This window comes from Lysobacter sp. 2RAF19 (assembly GCF_052115395.1).
Lineage (GTDB): Bacteria > Pseudomonadota > Gammaproteobacteria > Xanthomonadales > Xanthomonadaceae > Noviluteimonas.
In genome coordinates, this window is the sequence record NZ_JBFRGO010000001.1 from 396,926 (window position 1) to 415,784 (window position 18,859).

Genomic DNA, 18,859 nt, shown 5'->3' on the forward strand with positions numbered 1-18,859 from the left:
GATGATAACGATCAGCCGCCCGCGACGACGTCGACGCCCTTCGGCGGCGCGAAGGAGAAGGTGCCCTTCGCGAAACCGGGGTTCTTCTTCCAGGCCGAGAATTGCAGCTCGGTGCGCTGGCCCAACGGGTCGACGATGCGCATGTGCTTGAGGCCGGCCTTGTCGAAGCCCAGGCGCGCGGATTCGAAGCTGGCGTTGTCGGGGCTGCGCGGGCGCAGTTCGATCCAGTCCAGGCCCTCGGCGGCGGGCAACTCGGTCACCGCGAATTCCTTGTCCAGGCGCGTGGGATCGATCAGCGCGGTCAGCGGCGAGCTGCGCTCTTCCACGCCCTGCGCGCGCTTGGTGACCTGCTTGAGGTCGGGGTCGTAGACCCACACGGCCTTGCCGTCGGCGACGATCACCTGCTCGAAGGGCTTGGCGTATTCCCAGCGGAAGTTGCGCGGCGCGGACATCGCGACGCGGCCGCTGGAGGCTTCCTTCTTCTTGCCGTTGGCATCGAAGACCTGCTGGGTGAACGTGCCGTCCAGGCCCTTGAGGTTCTTCGTGAACGCGGTGAGGTCGTCGCGGCCGCCGGCGTGGGCGGCGGTGGCGAACAGCGCGGTGGTCAATGCGAGCGTCAACAGGCGCATGGCGGGAAGTCCCACGAAAGTCGTTGGGGCGAAGTCTGCCCGGGGGCGGATGAATGGGGGCTCACGGCCCCGCGCGGTCTATTTCGGCGGCGGCGGGGCCAGCACGCTGCGATCGCCGTTGTGTTCCGGCGGCGTCACCACGCCGGCCGCTTCCATCGCCTCGATCAGGCGCGCGGCGCGGTTGTAGCCGATCTTCAGGCGGCGTTGCACGCCGGAAATCGACGCACGCCGCGTCTCGGTCACGATGCGCACCGCTTCGTCGTACAGCGGATCGGATTCATCGCCGCCACCGCCGCCCGATTCGGGCAGGCCGGTCGCACCGACGACCACGCCGTCGCCCAGGGTCTGCACTTCGTCGAGCACGCCGTCGATGTAATCGGGCTTGCCGCCGACTTGCTTGAGATGTTCGACGACGCGATGCACTTCTTCGTCGGAGACGAACGCACCGTGCACGCGTTCGGGCATCGCCGTGCCCGGCGGGAGGTAGAGCATGTCGCCGTGGCCGAGCAGCGTTTCGGCGCCCGACTGGTCGAGGATCGTGCGCGAGTCGATCTTGCTCGAGACCTGGAACGCGATGCGCGTGGGGATGTTCGCCTTGATCAGGCCGGTGATGACATCCACCGACGGGCGCTGCGTCGCGAGGATCAGATGGATGCCCGCCGCACGCGCCTTCTGCGCCAGGCGCGCGATGAGCTCTTCGACCTTCTTGCCGACGATCATCATCATGTCGGCGAATTCGTCGATGAACACGACGATGAAGGGCAGCGTCTCCAGCGGACGCGGCGCTTCGCCGAGTTCCGGGTTGGGCTTGAACAGCGGATCCATCAACGGCTGGCCGGCGTCGATGGCGTCCTTCACTTTCTTGTTGAAGCCGGCCAGGTTGCGCACGCCGACGGTGGACATCAGCTTGTAGCGGCGCTCCATTTCGGCCACGCACCAGCGCAGGCCGTTGGCGGCTTCCTTCATGTCGGTGACCACCGGCGCCAGCAGATGCGGGATGCCCTGGTACACGGACAACTCCAGCATCTTCGGGTCGATCATCAACATGCGCACGTCCTTCGCGGACGCCTTGTACAACAGCGACAACACCATCGCGTTGACGGCGACGGATTTACCCGAGCCCGTCGTACCGGCGACCAGCAAGTGCGGCATGCGCGCGAGGTCGGCCACCGTGGGCCGGCCCGCGATGTCCTTGCCGAGTGCGAGCGTCAACGGGCTGGGCGACTTGTCGTATTCCTTCGACCGCAGCAACTCGCTGAGATAGATCATCTCGCGCGAGGTGTTCGGCGTTTCCAGGCCGACCACCGACTTGCCGGGGATGACGTCGACCACGCGCACCGACTTCACCGAAAGGCCGCGCGCGATGTCCTTGTCGAGCGAGGAAATCTGGCTGACCTTGACGCCCGGTGCGGGCTCCAGTTCGAAGCGCGTGATCACCGGGCCCGGATAGGCACCGACGACCTGCGCATCGATGCGGAAATCCTTGAGCTTGAATTCGATCTGGCGCGAGAGCGTCTCGAGCGTTTCTTCGCTGTAACCCTTCACCTGCGGCTTGGGGTCGTCGAGCAGCGCGAGCGGCGGAATCCCCGTGCCGTCGCCGGTATGGAACAGCGGGATCTGCGTTTCGCGCTTGGCGCGATCGCTCTTTTCGACGACGGGCGCCGGCGGCGGTTCGATCTTGACCGGCGCACGCTTGGCGCGCAGTTCGGTTTCGACCTTGCGTGTCTCTTCGCGTTCTTCGCGCAAGGCGCGCGCCTGTTGCCATTCGGCCGCCTGCTGCGTGCCGCGGCGGAACAGCGGCGGAATCTTGAGCACCCAACCGCCGATGCGATCCATCACCGTCAGCCACGAGATGCCCGTGGCGAGCGTGGTGGAAATCAGCAGCAGCGCGACGAGGAAGAGGTTGGCGCCGACCGGCCCGAAGCCGTGGTACAGCGAACGGCCGACGATCTGGCCGAGGATGCCGCCGCTGCCCGCCGAGAAATCCGGCGCACCGCCGATGCGCAGGTGCAGGAAGCCCGTCGCCGAAACGAGGAAGCCGACGATGCCGACCAACCGCAACGCAGGCCCGAGGTCGGCATCACCATCGCCATCGCTGTCCATGCCGAACAAGGCGATCCAGGCGATGAGCCCGAGCATGATCGGCAGCAGGAAGGCGACGTAACCGCACAGGTACAGCAGCACGTCGGCGGTCCACGCCCCCACGATGCCGCCGAAGTTGTGCAAGGGCGCGGTGACGCTGCCCGAATGCGACCAGCCCGGATCGGCCGGCGAGAAGGTCCACAGGCTCGCCATCAGGTAGGCGAGCACGGGGGCGATGGCGATCAGCGCGAGGTCGCGCCACAGGCGCTGGCGGCGCACGCCGCCGCCCGCGGCGGCCGGAGCCGCCGCGTTCTTGCGCCTGGATTTCCCGCCTTCCAAAGCCACCGGCCTTGCCGACACGTACGACCTGCCTTTAGGTGTATCCCCTAGGGCCTTGATCCTACGTCAAACTTTCATGTCCTGCAGCGCCGGATGCACGATTTTCCCGGCTTCCACATTGATGCCGCGCACCAGCGCCTCGTTGGAACGCCAGTTGCCCGAAGCGAGCTTGTTCACCCACGGCAGGATGGCCGCGCAGATGGCCTGCGAGGAGGTCTGCGGCACGGCGCCCGGCATGTTGGTCACGCAGAAGTGGGTGACGCCCTCTTCGACGTAGGTCGGTTCCTTCCAGGTGGTCGGGCGCGAGGTTTCGAAGCAGCCGCCCTGGTCGATCGAAATGTCGACGACGACCGAACCGTCCTGCATGCCCTTGAGCATTTCGCGGGTCAGCACGTGCGGCGCGCGGGCGCCGGTCACGAGCACGGCACCGACGACCAGGTCGGCCGAGGCCACTTCGCGCGCGACGACGTCGGCATAGGGATACAGCGCGGTCACGTTGTTGCCCATCGCCATCATTTCTTCCATGCGGTCCTGGCGCATTTCGAACACGACCACGTTCGAACCGCCCGCCGCTGCGAGCTCGGCCGACGCACGGCCGGCCTTGCCACCGCCGAACACCACGACCTTGCCGCGCTCGGTCGACGGCAGGCCGCCGAGCAGCTTGCCCTTGCCGCCTTCGGGCTGGTGCAGCAGGTGCGTACCCACCTGCACCGCGATCTTGCCGGCGATCACCGACATCGGCGCCAGCAGCGGCAGATCGCCGTTGGGCAGCTCGACGGTTTCGAACGCGACGCCGGTCAGGCCGATGTCGAGCAGTTGGCGCGTGAGCTTGGGCTCGGCGGCCAGGTGCAGGTAGCAGAACAGCAGGTGGTCCTTGCGCAGGAGCGCCAGGTCGCCGGCGATCGGCTCCTTGACCTTCACGATGAGTTCGCCCTTCTCGTACAGGGCGGCCGCGTCGGCGGCGATCTTCACGCCGAGCTGGGTGTATTGCTCGTCCTTGAAGCCGCTCTTCAGGCCCGCGCCCTGCTCCAGCCACACTTCGTGGCCGCGCTTGACGAGGTCGCCTGCCGCCGCCGGCACCAGCGCGACGCGGCCTTCGAGGGTCTTGGTTTCCTTGGGGACGCCGATCCGCATTGCAGTGTTCTCTTCGTGGGGAGGCGCAAGCGCCTTGTGTTGTCGTGGGGGCGCCGCCACTATTCCGCGACGCGACGAGGGATGAAAAACCAGTCGCGCATCTTACGCGAACTCCCCACCGGACGCCCCTGCATGACTTCTGCGAAGCACTGCTCCCTGCTCATCCTCGGCTCAGGCCCCGCGGGCTGGACCGCGGCCGTTTACGCCGCGCGCGGCAACCTCAAGCCGGTGGTGATCACCGGTCTGCAACAGGGCGGCCAATTGATGACGACCACCGAGGTCGACAACTGGCCGGGCGACGTGCACGGCCTGATGGGCCCGGCCCTGATGGAGCGGATGCAGCAGCACGCCGAGCGCTTCGAAACCGAGATCATCTTCGACCAGATCCACACGGCCGACCTCTCGCAACGCCCCTTCCGCCTGAAGGGCGACTCGGGCGAATACACCGCCGATGCGCTGATCATCGCGACGGGTGCGACGGCGAAGTACCTGGGCCTGGAATCGGAGCAGAAGTTCCTGGGCCGCGGCGTCTCCGCGTGCGCCACGTGCGACGGCTTCTTCTTCAAGGACATGGACGTGGCGGTCATCGGCGGCGGCAACACCGCGGTCGAGGAAGCGCTGTACCTGTCGAACATCGCGCGCAAGGTGTACGTCGTGCATCGCCGCGACACGCTGCGCGCCGAAAAGATCATGCAGGACAAGCTGTTCGCGAAGGTGCAGGCCGGCAAGATCGAAACGATCTGGCACCACACCGTCGACGAGGTGATCGGCAACGACGCCGGCGTCACCGGCCTGCGCCTGAAGTCCACGCAGGACGGTTCGACGAAGCAGATCGACATCCACGGCCTGTTCGTCGCGATCGGGCATACGCCGAACACCTCGCTGTTCGAAGGCCAGCTGGCCATGCACAACGGTTACCTCGAAATCCGTTCGGGTCTCTCCGGCATGGCGACGCAGACCTCCGTGCCGGGCGTGTTCGCCGCCGGCGACGTCGCCGACCAGGTGTATCGCCAGGCGGTGACGTCCGCGGGCTTCGGCTGCATGGCCGCGCTCGACGCCGAGAAATTCCTCGACAAGGAAGGCTGAGGCCGTCCGATGCACGCGCGCATCCTCGGCGCGCTGACCGATGTGCCCGCCGATGCGTGGGACGCGCTGCACGACGGCGGCAATCCCTTCGTCGCGCATGCGTTCCTGGCGGGCCTGGAACAACACCAATGCGTGCGCGCGTCGCTGGGCTGGGTGCCGGCGCACCTGGCCTTGTTCGACGGCGAAACGCTCGTGGGCGCGGCGCCGGGCTATCGCAAGCGCAATTCGCACGGGGAATTCGTGTTCGACCATGCGTGGGCGCAGGCGTACGCGCACCACGGATTGGCGTATTTCCCGAAGTGGCTCGGGGCCGTGCCCTACTCGCCCGTGACCGGCCCGCGGTTGCTGGCGCGCGATGCACAAACGCGCGCGTTGTTGGCCGCGGCGATCGTCGCGGTCGTGCGCGAAGCCGGGTGGTCCTCGGCGCACGTGAACTTCCACCGCGCCGACGAGGCGCCGGCCTTCGACGCGGAGTGGATCCCGCGCATCGACGTGCAATACCACTGGGAAAATCGCGGCTGGGCCGACTTCGACGCCTTCCTCGCGGCGATGGACCACAAGCATCGCAAGAACATCCGGCAGGAACGCGCCAAGGTCGCGCGCGCCGGCGTGCGCATGCGGATCGTGCATGGCGATGAAGCCAGCGAAGACGATCTGTCGGCGATGTACGGCTTCTACCTGCAGACCTTCCACGAATACGGCAACACGCCCGCGCTGACGTTGGAGTTCCTCCGCCACCTGGCGCGCACGATGCCGCGCGCACTGGTGTTGATGCTGGGCGAATTCGAGGGCGAAACCATCGCCGGCGCGCTCTGCCTGCGCGGCGGCGACACCTTGTACGGTCGTTACTGGGGTGCCACGCGGCTCATGCCCGGGCTGCATTTCGAAACCTGCTACTACCAGGGCATCGATTACTGCCTGCGCGAAGGCCTGCGACGTTTCGAACCCGGCGCGCAGGGCGAACACAAACTCGCGCGCGGCTTCCTGCCGACGTTGGTGCACAGCCGCCACTGGATCGGCGAGAAGGATTTCGCCGATGCGATCGCGCACTGGTGCGCCGAAGAAGCGGTGTCGGTGCGCCGCTACTGCGCGACCTTGCAGTCGCATTCGCCGTTCCGTTCCGAATGACGACGCGCATTCCCGTGCTGCTCGGCCCCGATCCGGTGTTTCCGCCGGTGGAACTGGCGCTGCGCGAACCCGATGGGTTACTGGCGGTCGGCGGCGACCTGGCGGTGCCGCGGCTGCTGGCGGCCTATCGGCACGGGATTTTCCCCTGGTTCTCCGCGGGTCAGCCGATCCTGTGGTGGTCGCCCGATCCGCGCATGGTGTTCCGCACCGATGGCGGCGTGCGGCTGTCGTCGAAATTCCGCCGCCAGTTGCGTGGATCGTCGTGGGTGGTGCGCGCCGACACGCGGTTCGCTGCGGTGATCGACGCCTGCGCGACCGCACCGCGCCCGGGCCAGCGCGGCACCTGGATCGTGCCGGTGATGCGTCGCGCGTATGTCGCGCTGCACGAACAAGGGCATGCGCACAGCATCGAAGTCTTCGACGGCGATCGCCTGGTCGGCGGGCTGTATGGCGTCTCGATCGGCGGGATGTTCTTCGCCGAGAGCATGTACAGCGCGGTGTCGGGAGGTTCGAAAGTCGCCCTGGCCGCACTCGCCCATCGCCTCCACGAATGGGGCTGGCCCCTCATCGATGCGCAGGTGGAGAACGACCACCTGCTCAGCCTGGGCGGGCAACGGCTGCCGCGCGATGCCTTCCAGCGCATCGTGGCGGACCGGGTCGGCCTGCCCGTGGAACCGGGCCCGTGGACGACGCGCTTCGGCGAACTGAACGCCGCGACCCTCGCCGACTCGCACGCCGGCTGAACCGGACGCTTGGCGCTCCAGCGCCGCGCGTGCCAGAATGCGCGACTTTGCGGGCGGCCGAACGCCGGACCGCCCTATCCGATCAGGAAATACATGGCCAAAGACGACGTCATCGAGTTCGAGGGTACGGTCACCGAAACCCTCCCGAACACCATGTTCCGGGTGAAGCTCGAGAACGGCCACGAAATCATCGCCCACATCTCCGGGCGCATGCGGAAGAACTACATCCGCATCCTCACCGGCGACAAGGTCAAGGTGGAAATGACGCCTTACGACCTGACCAAGGGACGCATTACGTACCGTATGAAGTAAATCACGCAAGTGGTTGAAACTTAAAAGAGAAAGGCGACCCGAAGGTCGCCTTTTTCGTTTCCGCCGGTTTCGATCGTCAGACCGTCACCGGCAACAGCTTCTCCGGCTCGGGCTGCGCCTCGACCTTCAGCTCGCCATCGACCACGTCGATCGACACCTTGCCGCCGCCGACCAGCTTGCCGAACAGCAACTCGTCCGCGAGCGGCCGCTTGATCTTGTCCTGAATCACGCGAGCCATCGGGCGGGCGCCCATCAGCGGATCGAAGCCATGCTGGGCGAGCCAGTCGCGCGCCGCCGGCGTGGCCGACATCGACACGTCCTTCTCGTGCAGTTGGACTTCCAGCTCGATCAGGAACTTGTCGACCACGCGCAGGATGTGGTCCATGCCCAGCGCCTGGAACTGCACCACCGCGTCGAGGCGGTTGCGGAATTCCGGGCTGAAGCTGCGACGGATCACTTCCATGGCGTCGGTGCTGTGGTCCTGGCGGGTGAAACCGATCGTGCGACGCGCGGCCTGCGCGGCACCGGCGTTGGTCGTCATCACCACGATCACGTTCTTGAAGTTCGCCTCGCGCCCGTTGGTGTCGGTGAGCACGCCGCGGTCCATCACCTGCAACAGGATGTTGAAGATGTCCGGATGCGCCTTCTCGACCTCGTCGAGCAACAGCACGCAATGCGGCGTCTTGACGATCTTCTCGGTCAGCAGGCCGCCCTGGTCGAACCCGACGTAACCCGGAGGCGCGCCGATCAGGCGGCTGACCGAATGCGGCTCCATGTACTCGGACATGTCGAAGCGCACGAGCTCGATGCCCAATTGCAGCGCGAGCTGGCGCGTCACTTCGGTCTTGCCCACGCCCGTCGGGCCGGAGAACAGGAAGTTGCCGATCGGCTTGTCGGGATTGCCCAGGCCCGAGCGCGCGAGCTTGATCGCCGAGACCAGCGTGTCGATCGCCGGATCCTGCCCGAAGATCACCATCTTCAGGTTGCGATCCAGGTTCTTGAGCACGTCCTTGTCCGACGCGCTGACCTGCTTGGTCGGAATGCGCGCCATCTTCGCGACGATCGTTTCGATTTCCTCGACATCGATCAGCGACTTGCGCACGGCGGCCGGCAGCAGGCGCTGGCGGGCGCCGGCTTCGTCGATCACGTCGATGGCCTTGTCCGGCAGCAGGCGATCGCCGATGTGCTTCACCGACAGGTCGACCGCGGCCTGCAGCGCTTCGTCGGCATAGGTCACGCCGTGGTGCGATTCGTAGCGCGGCTTGAGGCCATGCAGGATTTCGACCGTCTCGCCCACCGTCGGCTCGACGATGTCGATCTTCTGGAAGCGACGCGCGAGCGCGCGGTCCTTCTCGAAGATGCCGCGGTATTCCTGGAAGGTGGTCGAACCGATGCAACGCAGTTCGCCGGAAGCCAGCACGGGCTTGATCAGGTTCGACGCATCCATCGTGCCGCCCGATGCCGAGCCGGCGCCGATGATGGTGTGGATCTCGTCGATGAAGAGGATCGCGCCGGGGTGCTTCTTCAACTGCGCGAGCACCGCCTTCAGGCGCTTCTCGAAATCGCCGCGGTACTTGGTGCCCGCGACCAGCGCGCCCAGGTCGAGCGCGTAGATCACCGCGTCGGCCAGCACTTCGGGCACGTTGCCTTCGACGATGCGCTTGGCCAGCCCTTCGGCGAGCGCGGTCTTGCCCACGCCGGCTTCGCCGACGTAGAGCGGGTTGTTCTTGCGACGGCGGCACAACACCTGGATGGTGCGCTCGACTTCATCGGCGCGGCCGACCAGCGGATCGATCTTGCCGGCGAGCGCGAGGTCGTTGAGGTTGCTGGCGAATTCGGCGAGCGCGTCGCCCTTGTGTTCGCCCTCCTCGCCCTGGCGCGCTTCGTCCTGCGACTGCGATTCCTCGCCTTCGCCCGTGCGCGTGATGCCATGCGAGAGATAGTTGACGACATCCAGCCGCGTGACGTCCTGCTGATTCAGGAAATAGACGGCGTGGGAATCCTTCTCGCCGTAGATGGCGACCAGGACATTCGCGCCCGTGACTTCCTTCTTGCCCGAGGACTGCACGTGGTAGACGGCGCGCTGCAACACGCGCTGGAACCCCAGCGTGGGTTGCGTGTCGCGCCCGTCGTCGTCCGCCAGCCGCGCGACCGAGGTTTCGATCGCCTTTTCCAGCTCGTGGCGCAGGCGCGGGAAATCGGCGCCGATCGCCTTGAGCACGGCTTCGGCCGATGGGTTGTCGAGGAGCGCGAGGAGCAGGTGCTCCACGGTCATGAACTCATGGCGGGCCTCGCGTGCCCGCTTGTAGCACTGGCCGATGGTCTGCTCGAGATCCTTGCTGAACATGTTGCGTGGCCTCCGACGGCTTGGCCCTGTTAGGTATCCAGCGTCCTATATGGGGAACGCCAAATACCTTTTCCAGTGGCCTTCGTCAGGGCTTGCCGACAACGGCCGTTGCGAGGTGTTTACGCCTTTTCCATCGTGCACAGCAAGGGGTGCTGGTTGACCCTTGCATACTCATTCACCTGCGCCACCTTCGACTCTGCGACGTCGCGTGTGAATACTCCGCACACGCCGCGCCCGCGGGTGTGCACGTGCAGCATGACCTGGGTCGCCTTTTCCAGGTTCATGGCGAAAAACCTCATCAAAACGTCCACGACGAAGTCCATCGGCGTGTAATCGTCGTTGAGCAACAGGACCGAATACAGCGGGGGACGCGCCGTTTCGGGCTTGCTGGTTTCCACCATTGCGCCGTGGTCGCGCTCTTGATCGTTCTTTCGTGCCATGGGCGGGATTATACGGAGGCCCGCAAGCCCTCCCGACATGCGAGAGGTTGGACGGCCGCCAGCCGCGGCCGTCACAATGCCCCGTGGTGAAATCGCATTGACCCCCCGCAAGGACGACACCCCACGTGAGCTACCGCGAAGGCCGCTTCTGGCAACCCGACGTCACCGTGGCGACGATCGTCGTCCGCGACGGGCGGCTGCTCATGGTCGAGGAGCGGGTGAACGGCGCGTTGGTGTTCAACCAGCCCGCCGGCCACCTGGAACCCGATGAAAGCCTCGTCGACGCGGCCTTGCGCGAAACGCGCGAGGAAACCGGGTGGGACGTGCGCTTGACGGCCTTCGTCGGCGCCTATCAGTGGAAGGCCGAAACCGGCCGCCATTACCTGCGTTTCGCGTTCGCGGCCGAACCTGAAAACCATGATCCCGCGCGCCCGCTCGACACCGGCATCGAACGCACGGTGTGGATGACGCCGACGGAGCTGCAAGCCGCGCGCGATCGCCATCGCAGCCCGTTGGTGTGGCGCGTGGTGGCCGACCATCTCGCCGGACGTCGACATCCCTTGTCGATGGTGCAGCAGTTGGCCTGAACACTTGAGGCAAATCAGCCGCGTGGACGCGAAAACACAGGTGCGCACCATCGTCGGCATGTCCGGCGGCGTGGATTCGTCGGTCGCCGCCTTGTTGCTGCAGGGCCAGGGCGAGCCGATCGCCGGCCTCTTCATGCAGAACTGGGCCGACGACGGCAGCGGCGATTGCCGCGCCGACGAAGATCGTCGCGATGCGGTCGCCGTGTGCGGGCGGCTCGGCATCCCGATCCACTTCCGCGATTTCTCGGGCGAATACTGGAACGGAGTGTTCCAGCATTTCCTCGACGAATACGCCGCGGGGCGCACGCCCAACCCCGACGTGCTGTGCAACCGCGAAATCAAGTTCAAGCATTTCCTCGACGCGGCGCATGCCCTGGGCGCCGAACGCATCGCGACGGGCCATTACGCACGCGTGGATCACCAGGGCGGTCGCGTGCGCCTGCTGCGCGCGGTGGATCGCAACAAGGACCAGAGTTACTTCCTGCACCAGCTCGGGCAGGCGCAACTGGCGGCGACGGTCTTCCCGCTCGGCCACTTGCCGAAGGACCAGGTCCGCGCGATCGCGCGCGACGCCGGCCTTCCTACGCATGCCAAGAAGGATTCGACCGGCATCTGCTTCATCGGCGAACGCGACTTCCGCGAATTCCTCGCGCGCTACCTCCCTGCCCGCCCGGGCGAAATCCGCGATCCACAGGGGAACGTGGTCGGCGAACACCCCGGCGTTTTCTTCTTCACCCTCGGACAGCGCGAAGGCCTGCACATCGGCGGCGTGCGCGGACGCGATCCGGCGCCGTGGTACGTGGTCGACAAACGCGTCGAGGACAACGTACTCGTCGTCGACCAGGGCAGCGACAGCCCGCACCTGTATTCCTCGACACTCTGGTCGGAAGCCGCGCACTGGATCGCGGGCAGCCCGCCGGCAGCGCGTTTTGCGTGCACCGCGCAGACCCGCTATCGCCAGCACGAGGAGGCCTGCACGGTGGAGGTCGCCGACGATGGCACGCTGGCGGTACGCTTCGCCCGTGGCCAGCGCGCGGTCACGCCCGGGCAGTCGCTGGTGCTGTACGACGGCGATGCGTGCCTCGGCGGCGCGGTCATCGCCCGCACGGATGCGCGGACCGACGCGATGCTTTCGAAGGAGCGACAGAACGCATGACTGACAACCCGGCCCCGGCCAATTCGATCGAAGAACGCGTGCTCGCGCTCGCGGGGCTGGCGCAGGCCTTGCGCCAGGTGCGCCAGATCGCCGAAACCGGCCAGGCCGACACCGCGGTGCTGCAGACGGCGACCGACAGCGTCTTCCGCCTGGATGCCGACACGCCGGTCGAGGTCTATGGCGATGAACGCGCGCTCGCGCCGGGCATGCAGTTGCTGCTCGACTATTTCACCAGCGGCAACGACGCGCGCGACGAGCTCCTGCCGCGCCTGGCCTTCGCCGTGCTGCAACTCGAGCGCCGCTTCGTGCGCGAAGGCGCGACCGCGCAGAAAGTGCAGGAAGGCCTGCTCGCGCTCGCACCGACGGCGCAGCGCCTGGGCAGCACGCATCCGGACGTGCTCGGATCGCTCGGCACGCTGTATGCCGACACGGTGAGCCACCTGCGCCCGCGCGTGATGGTGCAAGGCAACCCGCATTACCTGGGCCAGGCCGCCATCGTTTCGGAAATCCGCGCGGTGCTGCTCGCGGCCCTGCGTTCGGCCGTGCTGTGGCGCCAACTCGGCGGCAGCTTCTGGGATTTCGTGATCCGCAGGCGCGCGATGGTCGGCGCCGTGCAATCGCACCTGCGTCCGTGAACACGGCAAAGGTGGGCGGGGACACCCCCGATCCGGCATAATTACGGGGCTCAGACCTGCGCATTCGCCGCGATTGCGCTGGCCCTCTCCCGCAAGACACCGGAGCCCCAACCGATGGCCGACTCCTTCGCCACCCGCGCCCAACTCGACGTCAACGGCAAGTCCCTCGCCTTCTACAGCCTGCCCCGCCTCGGCCAGCGTTTCGACCTGTCGAAGCTGCCGTTCTCGATGAAGATCCTCCTCGAGAACCTGCTGCGGCACGAAGACGGCGTCACGGTGACGCCCGAGCACATCGAAGCGGTCGCCACGTGGGACGCGAAGGCCGAACCGGACACCGAGATCGCCTTCATGCCCGCGCGCGTTGTGCTGCAGGACTTCACGGGCGTGCCCTGCGTGGTGGACCTGGCCGCGATGCGCGATGCGGTCACGCGCCTGGGCGGCGATGCCTCGCGCATCAATCCGCTGATCCCTTCCGAACTGGTGATCGACCATTCGGTGCAGGTGGACGTCTTCGGCCGCGCCGATGCGCTGGAACTCAACGGCGAGATCGAATTCTCGCGCAACATGGAGCGTTACAGCTTCCTGCGCTGGGGCCAGAAGGCCCTGAACAACTTCAAGGTCGTGCCGCCCAACACCGGCATCGTGCACCAGGTGAACCTGGAGAACCTGGCGCGCGTGGTCGTCGAACGCGAAGTGCAGACGCCCGACGGCCGCACCGAGCTGCAGGCCTTCCCCGACACCGTGTTCGGTACCGACTCGCACACCACGATGATCAACGGCATCGGCGTGCTCGGCTGGGGCGTCGGCGGCATCGAAGCCGAAGCGGCGATGCTCGGCCAGCCCTCTTCGATGCTCATCCCGCAGGTCGTCGGCTTCAAGCTCACCGGCCGCCTGCCGGAAGGCACCACGGCCACCGACCTCGTGCTTACCGTGACCCAGATGCTCCGCGCGCTGGGCGTGGTCGGCAAGTTCGTCGAGTTCTACGGCGACGGCCTGCAGCACCTGCCGCTGGCCGACCGCGCGACGATCGCCAACATGGCGCCCGAATACGGCGCGACCTGCGGCATCTTCCCGATCGACGCCGAAGCCCTGACCTACATGCGCCTGTCGGGCCGCAGCGAAGCGCAGGTCGCGCTGGTGGAGGCCTACGCGAAGGCGCAGGGCCTGTGGCACGACGCCAACACCCCGCACGCCACGTACTCGGCGACGCTCGAACTCGACCTGGGCGACGTCAAGCCCTCGCTCGCCGGTCCCAAGCGCCCGCAGGACCGCGTGCTGCTCGAGAAGGTCAAGGACAACTTCCACGCCAACCTCGAAGGCCTGATCGCCAATCGCGGCGCGAAGAAGAACGAAGTCGTGCGCTTCGACGCCGAAGGCGGCGACCAGCCGCAGGCCGAACACCTGGCCGCCAAGCCCAAGTCGAAGATCCGCATCGCCGACCAGGAATGCGAACTCACCGACGGCTCGGTCGTGATCGCCGCGATCACCTCGTGCACCAATACCTCCAACCCCGCCGTGATGCTCGGCGCCGGACTGCTCGCGCGCAACGCGGTTAAGCTGGGCCTGAAGGTCAAGCCGTGGGTGAAGACCTCGCTCGGCCCGGGTTCGCTGGTGGTCACCGATTACCTCCGCAAGGCCGGCGTGCTCGCCGACCTGGAGAAGCTCGGCTTCTTCGTCGTCGGCTACGGCTGCACCACGTGCATCGGCAACTCCGGCCCGCTGCCGGATGAAGTGTCCAAGGGCATCGCGGAAAACGAACTGGTCGTGGCGTCGGTGCTCTCGGGCAACCGCAACTTCGAAGGCCGCGTGCATCCCGAAGTGAAGATGAACTATCTCGCCTCGCCGCCGCTGGTCGTCGCCTACGCGTTGTCCGGCACGGTCGACATCGACCTGGTCAGCGAACCGATCGGCCGCGGCGCCGACGGCAAGGACGTGTACCTGCGCGACATCTGGCCGACCAACAAGGAAATCGGCGACATGATTTCCGCCACCGTCGGTCCGGAGTTGTTCGCACAGAACTACGCCGACGTGTTCAAGGGCGATTCGCGCTGGAACCAGATCGCCTCGCCCGACGGCGCGGCCTTCCAGTGGGACGCGGCGTCGACGTACATCAAGAACCCGCCCTACTTCGACGGCATGACGATGGACATCGGTTCGATCGCCGACATCCACGGCGCGCGCGTCATGGGCCTGTTCGGCGATTCGATCACCACCGACCACATCTCGCCGGCCGGCAACATCAAGAAGGACTCGCCGGCGGGCCGTTTCCTGCAGGCGCGCGGCGTGCAGCCGGCGGACTTCAACAGCTACGGCTCGCGCCGCGGCAACGACGACGTCATGGTGCGCGGCACCTTCGCCAACATCCGCATCAAGAACCTGATGTTCGGCGGCGAGGAAGGCGGCAACACGCTGTACTTCGACCGCGCGGGCAATCCGGGCGAAAAGCTGGCGATCTACGATGCGGCGATGAAGTACAAGGCCGACAAGGTGCCGCTGGTGGTGTTCGCGGGCAAGGAATACGGCACCGGTTCGTCGCGCGACTGGGCGGCGAAGGGCACCAACCTGCTCGGCATCAAGGCCGTCGTGGCCGAGACCTTCGAGCGCATCCATCGCTCCAACCTCGTCGGCATGGGCGTGCTGCCCCTGCAGTTCATGGAAGGCGAAAACGCGAAGTCGCTGGGCCTGACCGGTTCGGAAACGATCGACATCGTCGGCCTCGACGACGGCAAGTCGCGCACCGCGACGGTCATCGCGCGCGGCCCGGAGGGCGAGAAGCGTTTCGACGTGCGCGTGCTGTTGCTGACGCCGAAGGAAGTCGAGTACTTCCGCAACGGCGGCATCCTGCACTACGTGCTGCGCCAGCTGGCGGCCAAAAAGGCGGCGTAATACGCGCCGCGTCGCAACGGAAAAGGCGGCCTCCGGGCCGCCTTTTTTCGTTCAGAGCCTGGGCGCCCACTCCGCGCTCACCAGTTCCCAGTCCTCGCCGTCCTGGCGCCACTGCGTGGTGACCTCGTACACCTGTCCGGAGGTCGGCAACCACGCCGAATCGCCGCCCGTCATCGCCGCGGTGCAATGCACCGTCGCCCCACCGGGTTGCAGCTTGATGTCGAGCGGGCCGAGCGTCACGCCCACTTGCCTGTTCTGCAGGAACACCACGGCTGCCAGCCGCTGCGCGGCCTTGCGGTCCATGCCGTCGGGGCCAATGAAATCCCGTGCGATGCCGTCGGCCAGCGCCGATGCGTCGCGCGTCTGGATCGCGGTCTGCATCTGCGCGATGGTGCGGCGCAGCGATTGTTCCGGCGGCGTTCTCGCGCAAGACGCGAGCACAAGAACAATCGCCACCGCTTTCAGGAACCGCCGCATCACCGTCTCCTTCGAAGCAACATAGAAAGCCCGATAGGGCGCCTTGCCAGCGTTTGGTGCCTATGCTCCAATCGGGAGCGATCCGTACGGTCCCGCATCGGTACCGCACCTCTCGTTTTAGCGCGATTACATCGGGGAGATCGCATGCAGCAGGCACGTCCGTGGTTGGCCAGTTACCCGCAAGGCGTGCCGGCGCAGATCGACCTCGATGAATTCCCATCCATCGTTTCGGTCCTGCAGTCCTCGCTGGAAAAGTATCGCGACCGACCCGCGTTTTCCAATTTGGGCAAAACGCTCACCTACGCCGACGTCGACCGCCTGAGCCAGCAGTTCGCGGCCTACCTGCTCGGCGAGCTCAAGCTGAAGAAGGGCGATCGCGTCGCGATCATGATGCCCAACTGCCTGCAGTACCCCATCGCCACCTTCGGTGTGTTGCGTGCGGGGCTGACGGTGGTCAACACCAATCCGATGTACACCGCGCGCGAGCTCAAGCACCAGCTCGTCGACTCGGGTGCGACCGTGCTGCTCGTGCTCGACAACTTCGGTTCGGTCGTGCAGGAAGTGCTCGCGCAGACGCAGGTCCGGCAGGTGATCACCACCGGCCTGGGCGACATGCTCGGCTTCCCGAAGGGCGCGATCGTCAATTTCGTCCTGCGCCACGTCAAGAAGATGGTGCCCGACTACGACATCGACGGCGCGATCCGCTTCCGCGACGCGCTGACGCTCGGGCAGATGCACACGCTGCCGGACATCGCGATCGATCCGCAGGATCTCGCGTTCCTGCAATACACCGGCGGCACGACGGGCGTGGCCAAGGGCGCGATGCTCACGCACCGCAACCTCGTGGCGAACATGCAACAGGCCGCGGCGTGGATCGGCACCAACGTGCGTTATGGCGAAGAAACCATCATCACGGCGTTGCCGCTGTACCACATCTTCGCGTTGACGGCGAACGGCCTGGTCTTCATGAAATTCGGCGGGCACAACCACCTGATCACCAACCCGCGCGACATGCCCGGGTTCGTGAAAGAGTTGAAGAAGATCCCGTTCACCGCGATCACCGGCGTCAACACGCTGTTCAACGGCCTGCTCAACACGCCGGGCTTCGCCGACATCGATTTCTCGCGCCTGCACCTCACCCTCGGCGGTGGCATGGCCGTGCAACGCGCGGTGGCCGAACGCTGGAAGCAGGTCACCGGTTGCACGCTGGTCGAAGCCTATGGCCTGACCGAAACCTCGCCCGCCGCGTGCATCAACCCGATGGACCTGCCCGAGTACAACGGCGCCATCGGCTTGCCGATTTCCTCCACCGATGCCTGCCTGAAGGACGAGGACGGCAACATCGTCAGCGCCCTGGGCGATGTCGGCGAGTTGTGCATCCAGGGCCCGCAGGTCATGCGCGGCTACTGGAACCGCCCCGACGAAACCGCCAACGTCATGGATGCCGACGGTTGGCTACATACCGGCGACATGGCGAAGATGGACGAGAAGGGCTTCTTCTACATCGTCGATCGCAAGAAGGACATGATCCTGGTCTCGGGCTTCAACGTGTACCCCAACGAGGTCGAGGACGTCATCGCGATGCTGCCGGGGGTGCTGGAAGTCGGCGCCGTCGGCGTGCCCGACGAGAAGTCCGGCGAGGCGGTCAAGGTCGTCATCGTCCGCAAGGACCCGAACCTGACGGCCGAAGAGGTCAAGGCGCATGCCCGCGAGAACCTCACCGGGTACAAGCAGCCCAAGTACGTGGAGTTCCGCACCGAGCTGCCGAAGACGAACGTCGGCAAGATCCTGAGACGCGAACTCCGGGAGCAATCAGCCAAGCGCTGACCTGCAATCGGCGGATTGGTCGCCAATGGCTACCGTCCGTCGCCCCGTGACTGGAAACGCTTGTATTTTCACCCGGCGACGACGTTTCACCGGGTGTAGCATCCCCTGCGTGGGTCATTCGCCCGCCCGCTACCCACCCCTGTTCGCGGACGGGCTCCCAAGGGGAAACACCAACATGAGCAACATCGAGAAGCTGCAGCGCAGCCATCGCTATCCCACCCTGCGTGTCGAGGCAGAGCCGTCGGGCGCGGCCCATTGGCTCTACATGCACGCCGACGCCGGCACCGGCATCCGTCCGTGTTTCCGCACGGAACTGATGGATGAGATGTGGCGTTACCTCAACAGCATCACGCTCAACAAGAGCCAGCGGAATCCCGGCAACCTGCGTCACGTGGTCATCGCCTCGGACGCCCCCGCGTTCAACCTCGGCGGCGATCTCGAACTGTTCGCGCGCCTGATTCGCGAAAGCAACCGCGAGCAACTGCTGGCCTACGCGCGTCGCTGCGTCGACGGCGTGCACCACATCCACAACGGCCTCGGCGGCGACGTGCGCACCATCGCGCTGGTCCAGGGCGACGCGCTCGGCGGCGGCATGGAACTCGCGCTGTCCTGCCACACGATCGTGGCCGAAGAAGGCGTGGGCATGGGCCTGCCGGAAGTGTTGTTCGGCCTGTTCCCGGGCATGGGCGCCTACTCCTTCCTCTGCAAGCGCGTGACGCCGCAGCAGGCCGAGAAGATGATCCTCAGCGGCCAGATCTACTCGAGCGAAGAACTGTTCAAGCTGGGCGTCGTCGACATCCTCGTGCCGAAGGGCGAAGGCGAACTCGCCGTGCAGGATCTGATCCGCCAGCAGCAGCGTTCGCCGCATTCGCACCTCGCGCTCAACCAGGTGCGCCAGATCGCGCAGCCGGTGGGTTACGACGAGCTGATGGGCATCACCGAAGTGTGGGTGGATACGGCGCTGGCGCTGGGCGATCGTTCGCTCAAGACCATGGACCGCATCGTCCGCGCGCAGGAGCGCCGCTCGGGAGCCGAAGCCGCTGCCTGATCA

At 66.2% G+C, this 18,859-nt stretch carries 16 protein-coding genes; 10 read left to right on the forward strand and 6 right to left on the reverse strand.

Annotation, left to right across the window (positions count from 1 at the left end):
- Window positions 1-11: 11 nt before the first annotated feature.
- The 3 genes from lolA to ald form a co-directional block, all read right to left on the reverse strand.
- The gene (lolA, locus tag AB4059_RS02080; protein ID WP_498976170.1) at window positions 12-629 is read right to left on the reverse strand and encodes an outer membrane lipoprotein periplasmic chaperone LolA; all 618 of its coding nucleotides are present in this window, start codon (window positions 627-629) and stop codon (window positions 12-14) included.
- Window positions 630-707: 78 nt separating this feature from the next.
- Complete coding sequence (locus AB4059_RS02085; RefSeq protein ID WP_498962193.1) at window positions 708-3,056, reverse strand: DNA translocase FtsK; 2,349 nt, start codon at window positions 3,054-3,056, stop codon at window positions 708-710.
- A 60-nt stretch (window positions 3,057-3,116) separates the two neighbouring features.
- Window positions 3,117-4,184: an alanine dehydrogenase gene (gene ald, locus AB4059_RS02090; RefSeq protein WP_498962191.1), complete on the reverse strand. Its 1,068-nt coding sequence runs from the start codon at window positions 4,182-4,184 to the stop codon at window positions 3,117-3,119.
- Window positions 4,185-4,316: 132 nt separating this feature from the next.
- On the opposite strand from ald, the gene trxB reads away from it, so the two are divergent.
- From trxB to infA, 4 genes are all read left to right on the forward strand, one after another.
- Window positions 4,317-5,270 carry a thioredoxin-disulfide reductase gene (gene trxB / locus AB4059_RS02095; RefSeq protein WP_498976172.1) on the forward strand — a complete coding sequence of 318 codons (954 nt, stop codon included), beginning with the start codon at window positions 4,317-4,319 and terminating at the stop codon, window positions 5,268-5,270.
- Window positions 5,271-5,279: 9 nt separating this feature from the next.
- Window positions 5,280-6,398: a GNAT family N-acetyltransferase gene (locus AB4059_RS02100; protein ID WP_498976174.1), complete on the forward strand. Its 1,119-nt coding sequence runs from the start codon at window positions 5,280-5,282 to the stop codon at window positions 6,396-6,398.
- On the forward strand, window positions 6,395-7,141 hold the full coding sequence (gene aat / locus AB4059_RS02105; protein WP_498976176.1) for a leucyl/phenylalanyl-tRNA--protein transferase: 747 nt from the start codon (window positions 6,395-6,397) through the stop codon (window positions 7,139-7,141). The genes AB4059_RS02100 and aat overlap by 4 nt, the downstream gene beginning before the upstream one ends.
- A 93-nt stretch (window positions 7,142-7,234) precedes the next feature.
- On the forward strand, window positions 7,235-7,453 hold the full coding sequence (gene infA, locus AB4059_RS02110; RefSeq protein ID WP_036168934.1) for a translation initiation factor IF-1: 219 nt from the start codon (window positions 7,235-7,237) through the stop codon (window positions 7,451-7,453).
- A 76-nt stretch (window positions 7,454-7,529) separates the two neighbouring features.
- On the opposite strand, the gene clpA is transcribed toward infA, so the two are convergent.
- A complete protein-coding gene (clpA, locus tag AB4059_RS02115) occupies window positions 7,530-9,800 on the reverse strand; it encodes an ATP-dependent Clp protease ATP-binding subunit ClpA (RefSeq protein WP_498976178.1) in 2,271 nt (756 codons plus the stop codon).
- A 119-nt stretch (window positions 9,801-9,919) separates the two neighbouring features.
- Complete coding sequence (gene clpS, locus AB4059_RS02120; protein WP_498976180.1) at window positions 9,920-10,240, reverse strand: ATP-dependent Clp protease adapter ClpS; 321 nt, start codon at window positions 10,238-10,240, stop codon at window positions 9,920-9,922.
- A 125-nt stretch (window positions 10,241-10,365) separates the two neighbouring features.
- Here clpS and AB4059_RS02125 point away from each other — a divergent pair, with 125 nt between their 5' ends.
- The 4 genes from AB4059_RS02125 to acnA all read left to right on the forward strand — a co-directional run bounded on the left by AB4059_RS02125 (window position 10,366) and on the right by acnA (window position 15,504).
- Window positions 10,366-10,827 carry an NUDIX hydrolase gene (locus AB4059_RS02125; RefSeq protein WP_498976182.1) on the forward strand — a complete coding sequence of 154 codons (462 nt, stop codon included), beginning with the start codon at window positions 10,366-10,368 and terminating at the stop codon, window positions 10,825-10,827.
- Window positions 10,828-10,885: 58 nt separating this feature from the next.
- Entirely contained in the window at window positions 10,886-11,983 is a 1,098-nt protein-coding gene (mnmA, locus tag AB4059_RS02130; protein WP_498977796.1) for a tRNA 2-thiouridine(34) synthase MnmA, read from the forward strand.
- Window positions 11,980-12,618 (forward strand): high frequency lysogenization protein HflD, encoded by a 639-nt coding sequence (hflD, locus tag AB4059_RS02135; RefSeq protein WP_498976184.1) that lies wholly within the window; start codon window positions 11,980-11,982, stop codon window positions 12,616-12,618. The genes mnmA and hflD overlap by 4 nt, the downstream gene beginning before the upstream one ends.
- 114 nt (window positions 12,619-12,732) lie before the next feature.
- A complete protein-coding gene (gene acnA / locus AB4059_RS02140; RefSeq protein ID WP_498976186.1) occupies window positions 12,733-15,504 on the forward strand; it encodes an aconitate hydratase AcnA in 2,772 nt (923 codons plus the stop codon).
- A 51-nt stretch (window positions 15,505-15,555) separates the two neighbouring features.
- On the opposite strand, the gene AB4059_RS02145 is transcribed toward acnA, so the two are convergent.
- On the reverse strand, window positions 15,556-15,981 hold the full coding sequence (locus AB4059_RS02145; RefSeq protein WP_498976188.1) for a nuclear transport factor 2 family protein: 426 nt from the start codon (window positions 15,979-15,981) through the stop codon (window positions 15,556-15,558).
- A 144-nt stretch (window positions 15,982-16,125) separates the two neighbouring features.
- Here AB4059_RS02145 and AB4059_RS02150 point away from each other — a divergent pair, with 144 nt between their 5' ends.
- Window positions 16,126-17,808 (forward strand): long-chain fatty acid--CoA ligase, encoded by a 1,683-nt coding sequence (locus tag AB4059_RS02150; protein WP_498976190.1) that lies wholly within the window; start codon window positions 16,126-16,128, stop codon window positions 17,806-17,808.
- Between the two features lie 175 nt (window positions 17,809-17,983).
- Complete coding sequence (locus AB4059_RS02155) at window positions 17,984-18,856, forward strand: crotonase/enoyl-CoA hydratase family protein (protein ID WP_498976192.1); 873 nt, start codon at window positions 17,984-17,986, stop codon at window positions 18,854-18,856.
- The last annotated feature ends 3 nt before the right edge of the window (window positions 18,857-18,859 follow it).

What these genes read in the sequence shown, in the direction of transcription:
- lolA (WP_498976170.1), bottom strand. Translation starts at nt 629, where the DNA reads ATGCGCCTGTTGACGCTCGCATTGACCACCGCGCTGTTCGCCACCGCC.
- ald (WP_498962191.1), bottom strand. Translation starts at nt 4,184, where the DNA reads ATGCGGATCGGCGTCCCCAAGGAAACCAAGACCCTCGAAGGCCGCGTC.
- trxB (WP_498976172.1), top strand. Translation starts at nt 4,317, where the DNA reads ATGACTTCTGCGAAGCACTGCTCCCTGCTCATCCTCGGCTCAGGCCCC.
- AB4059_RS02100 (WP_498976174.1), top strand. Translation starts at nt 5,280, where the DNA reads ATGCACGCGCGCATCCTCGGCGCGCTGACCGATGTGCCCGCCGATGCG.
- aat (WP_498976176.1), top strand. Translation starts at nt 6,395, where the DNA reads ATGACGACGCGCATTCCCGTGCTGCTCGGCCCCGATCCGGTGTTTCCG.
- infA (WP_036168934.1), top strand. Translation starts at nt 7,235, where the DNA reads ATGGCCAAAGACGACGTCATCGAGTTCGAGGGTACGGTCACCGAAACC.
- clpA (WP_498976178.1), bottom strand. Translation starts at nt 9,800, where the DNA reads ATGTTCAGCAAGGATCTCGAGCAGACCATCGGCCAGTGCTACAAGCGG.
- clpS (WP_498976180.1), bottom strand. Translation starts at nt 10,240, where the DNA reads ATGGCACGAAAGAACGATCAAGAGCGCGACCACGGCGCAATGGTGGAA.
- mnmA (WP_498977796.1), top strand. Translation starts at nt 10,886, where the DNA reads ATGTCCGGCGGCGTGGATTCGTCGGTCGCCGCCTTGTTGCTGCAGGGC.
- hflD (WP_498976184.1), top strand. Translation starts at nt 11,980, where the DNA reads ATGACTGACAACCCGGCCCCGGCCAATTCGATCGAAGAACGCGTGCTC.
- acnA (WP_498976186.1), top strand. Translation starts at nt 12,733, where the DNA reads ATGGCCGACTCCTTCGCCACCCGCGCCCAACTCGACGTCAACGGCAAG.
- AB4059_RS02145 (WP_498976188.1), bottom strand. Translation starts at nt 15,981, where the DNA reads ATGCGGCGGTTCCTGAAAGCGGTGGCGATTGTTCTTGTGCTCGCGTCT.
- AB4059_RS02150 (WP_498976190.1), top strand. Translation starts at nt 16,126, where the DNA reads ATGCAGCAGGCACGTCCGTGGTTGGCCAGTTACCCGCAAGGCGTGCCG.
- AB4059_RS02155 (WP_498976192.1), top strand. Translation starts at nt 17,984, where the DNA reads ATGAGCAACATCGAGAAGCTGCAGCGCAGCCATCGCTATCCCACCCTG.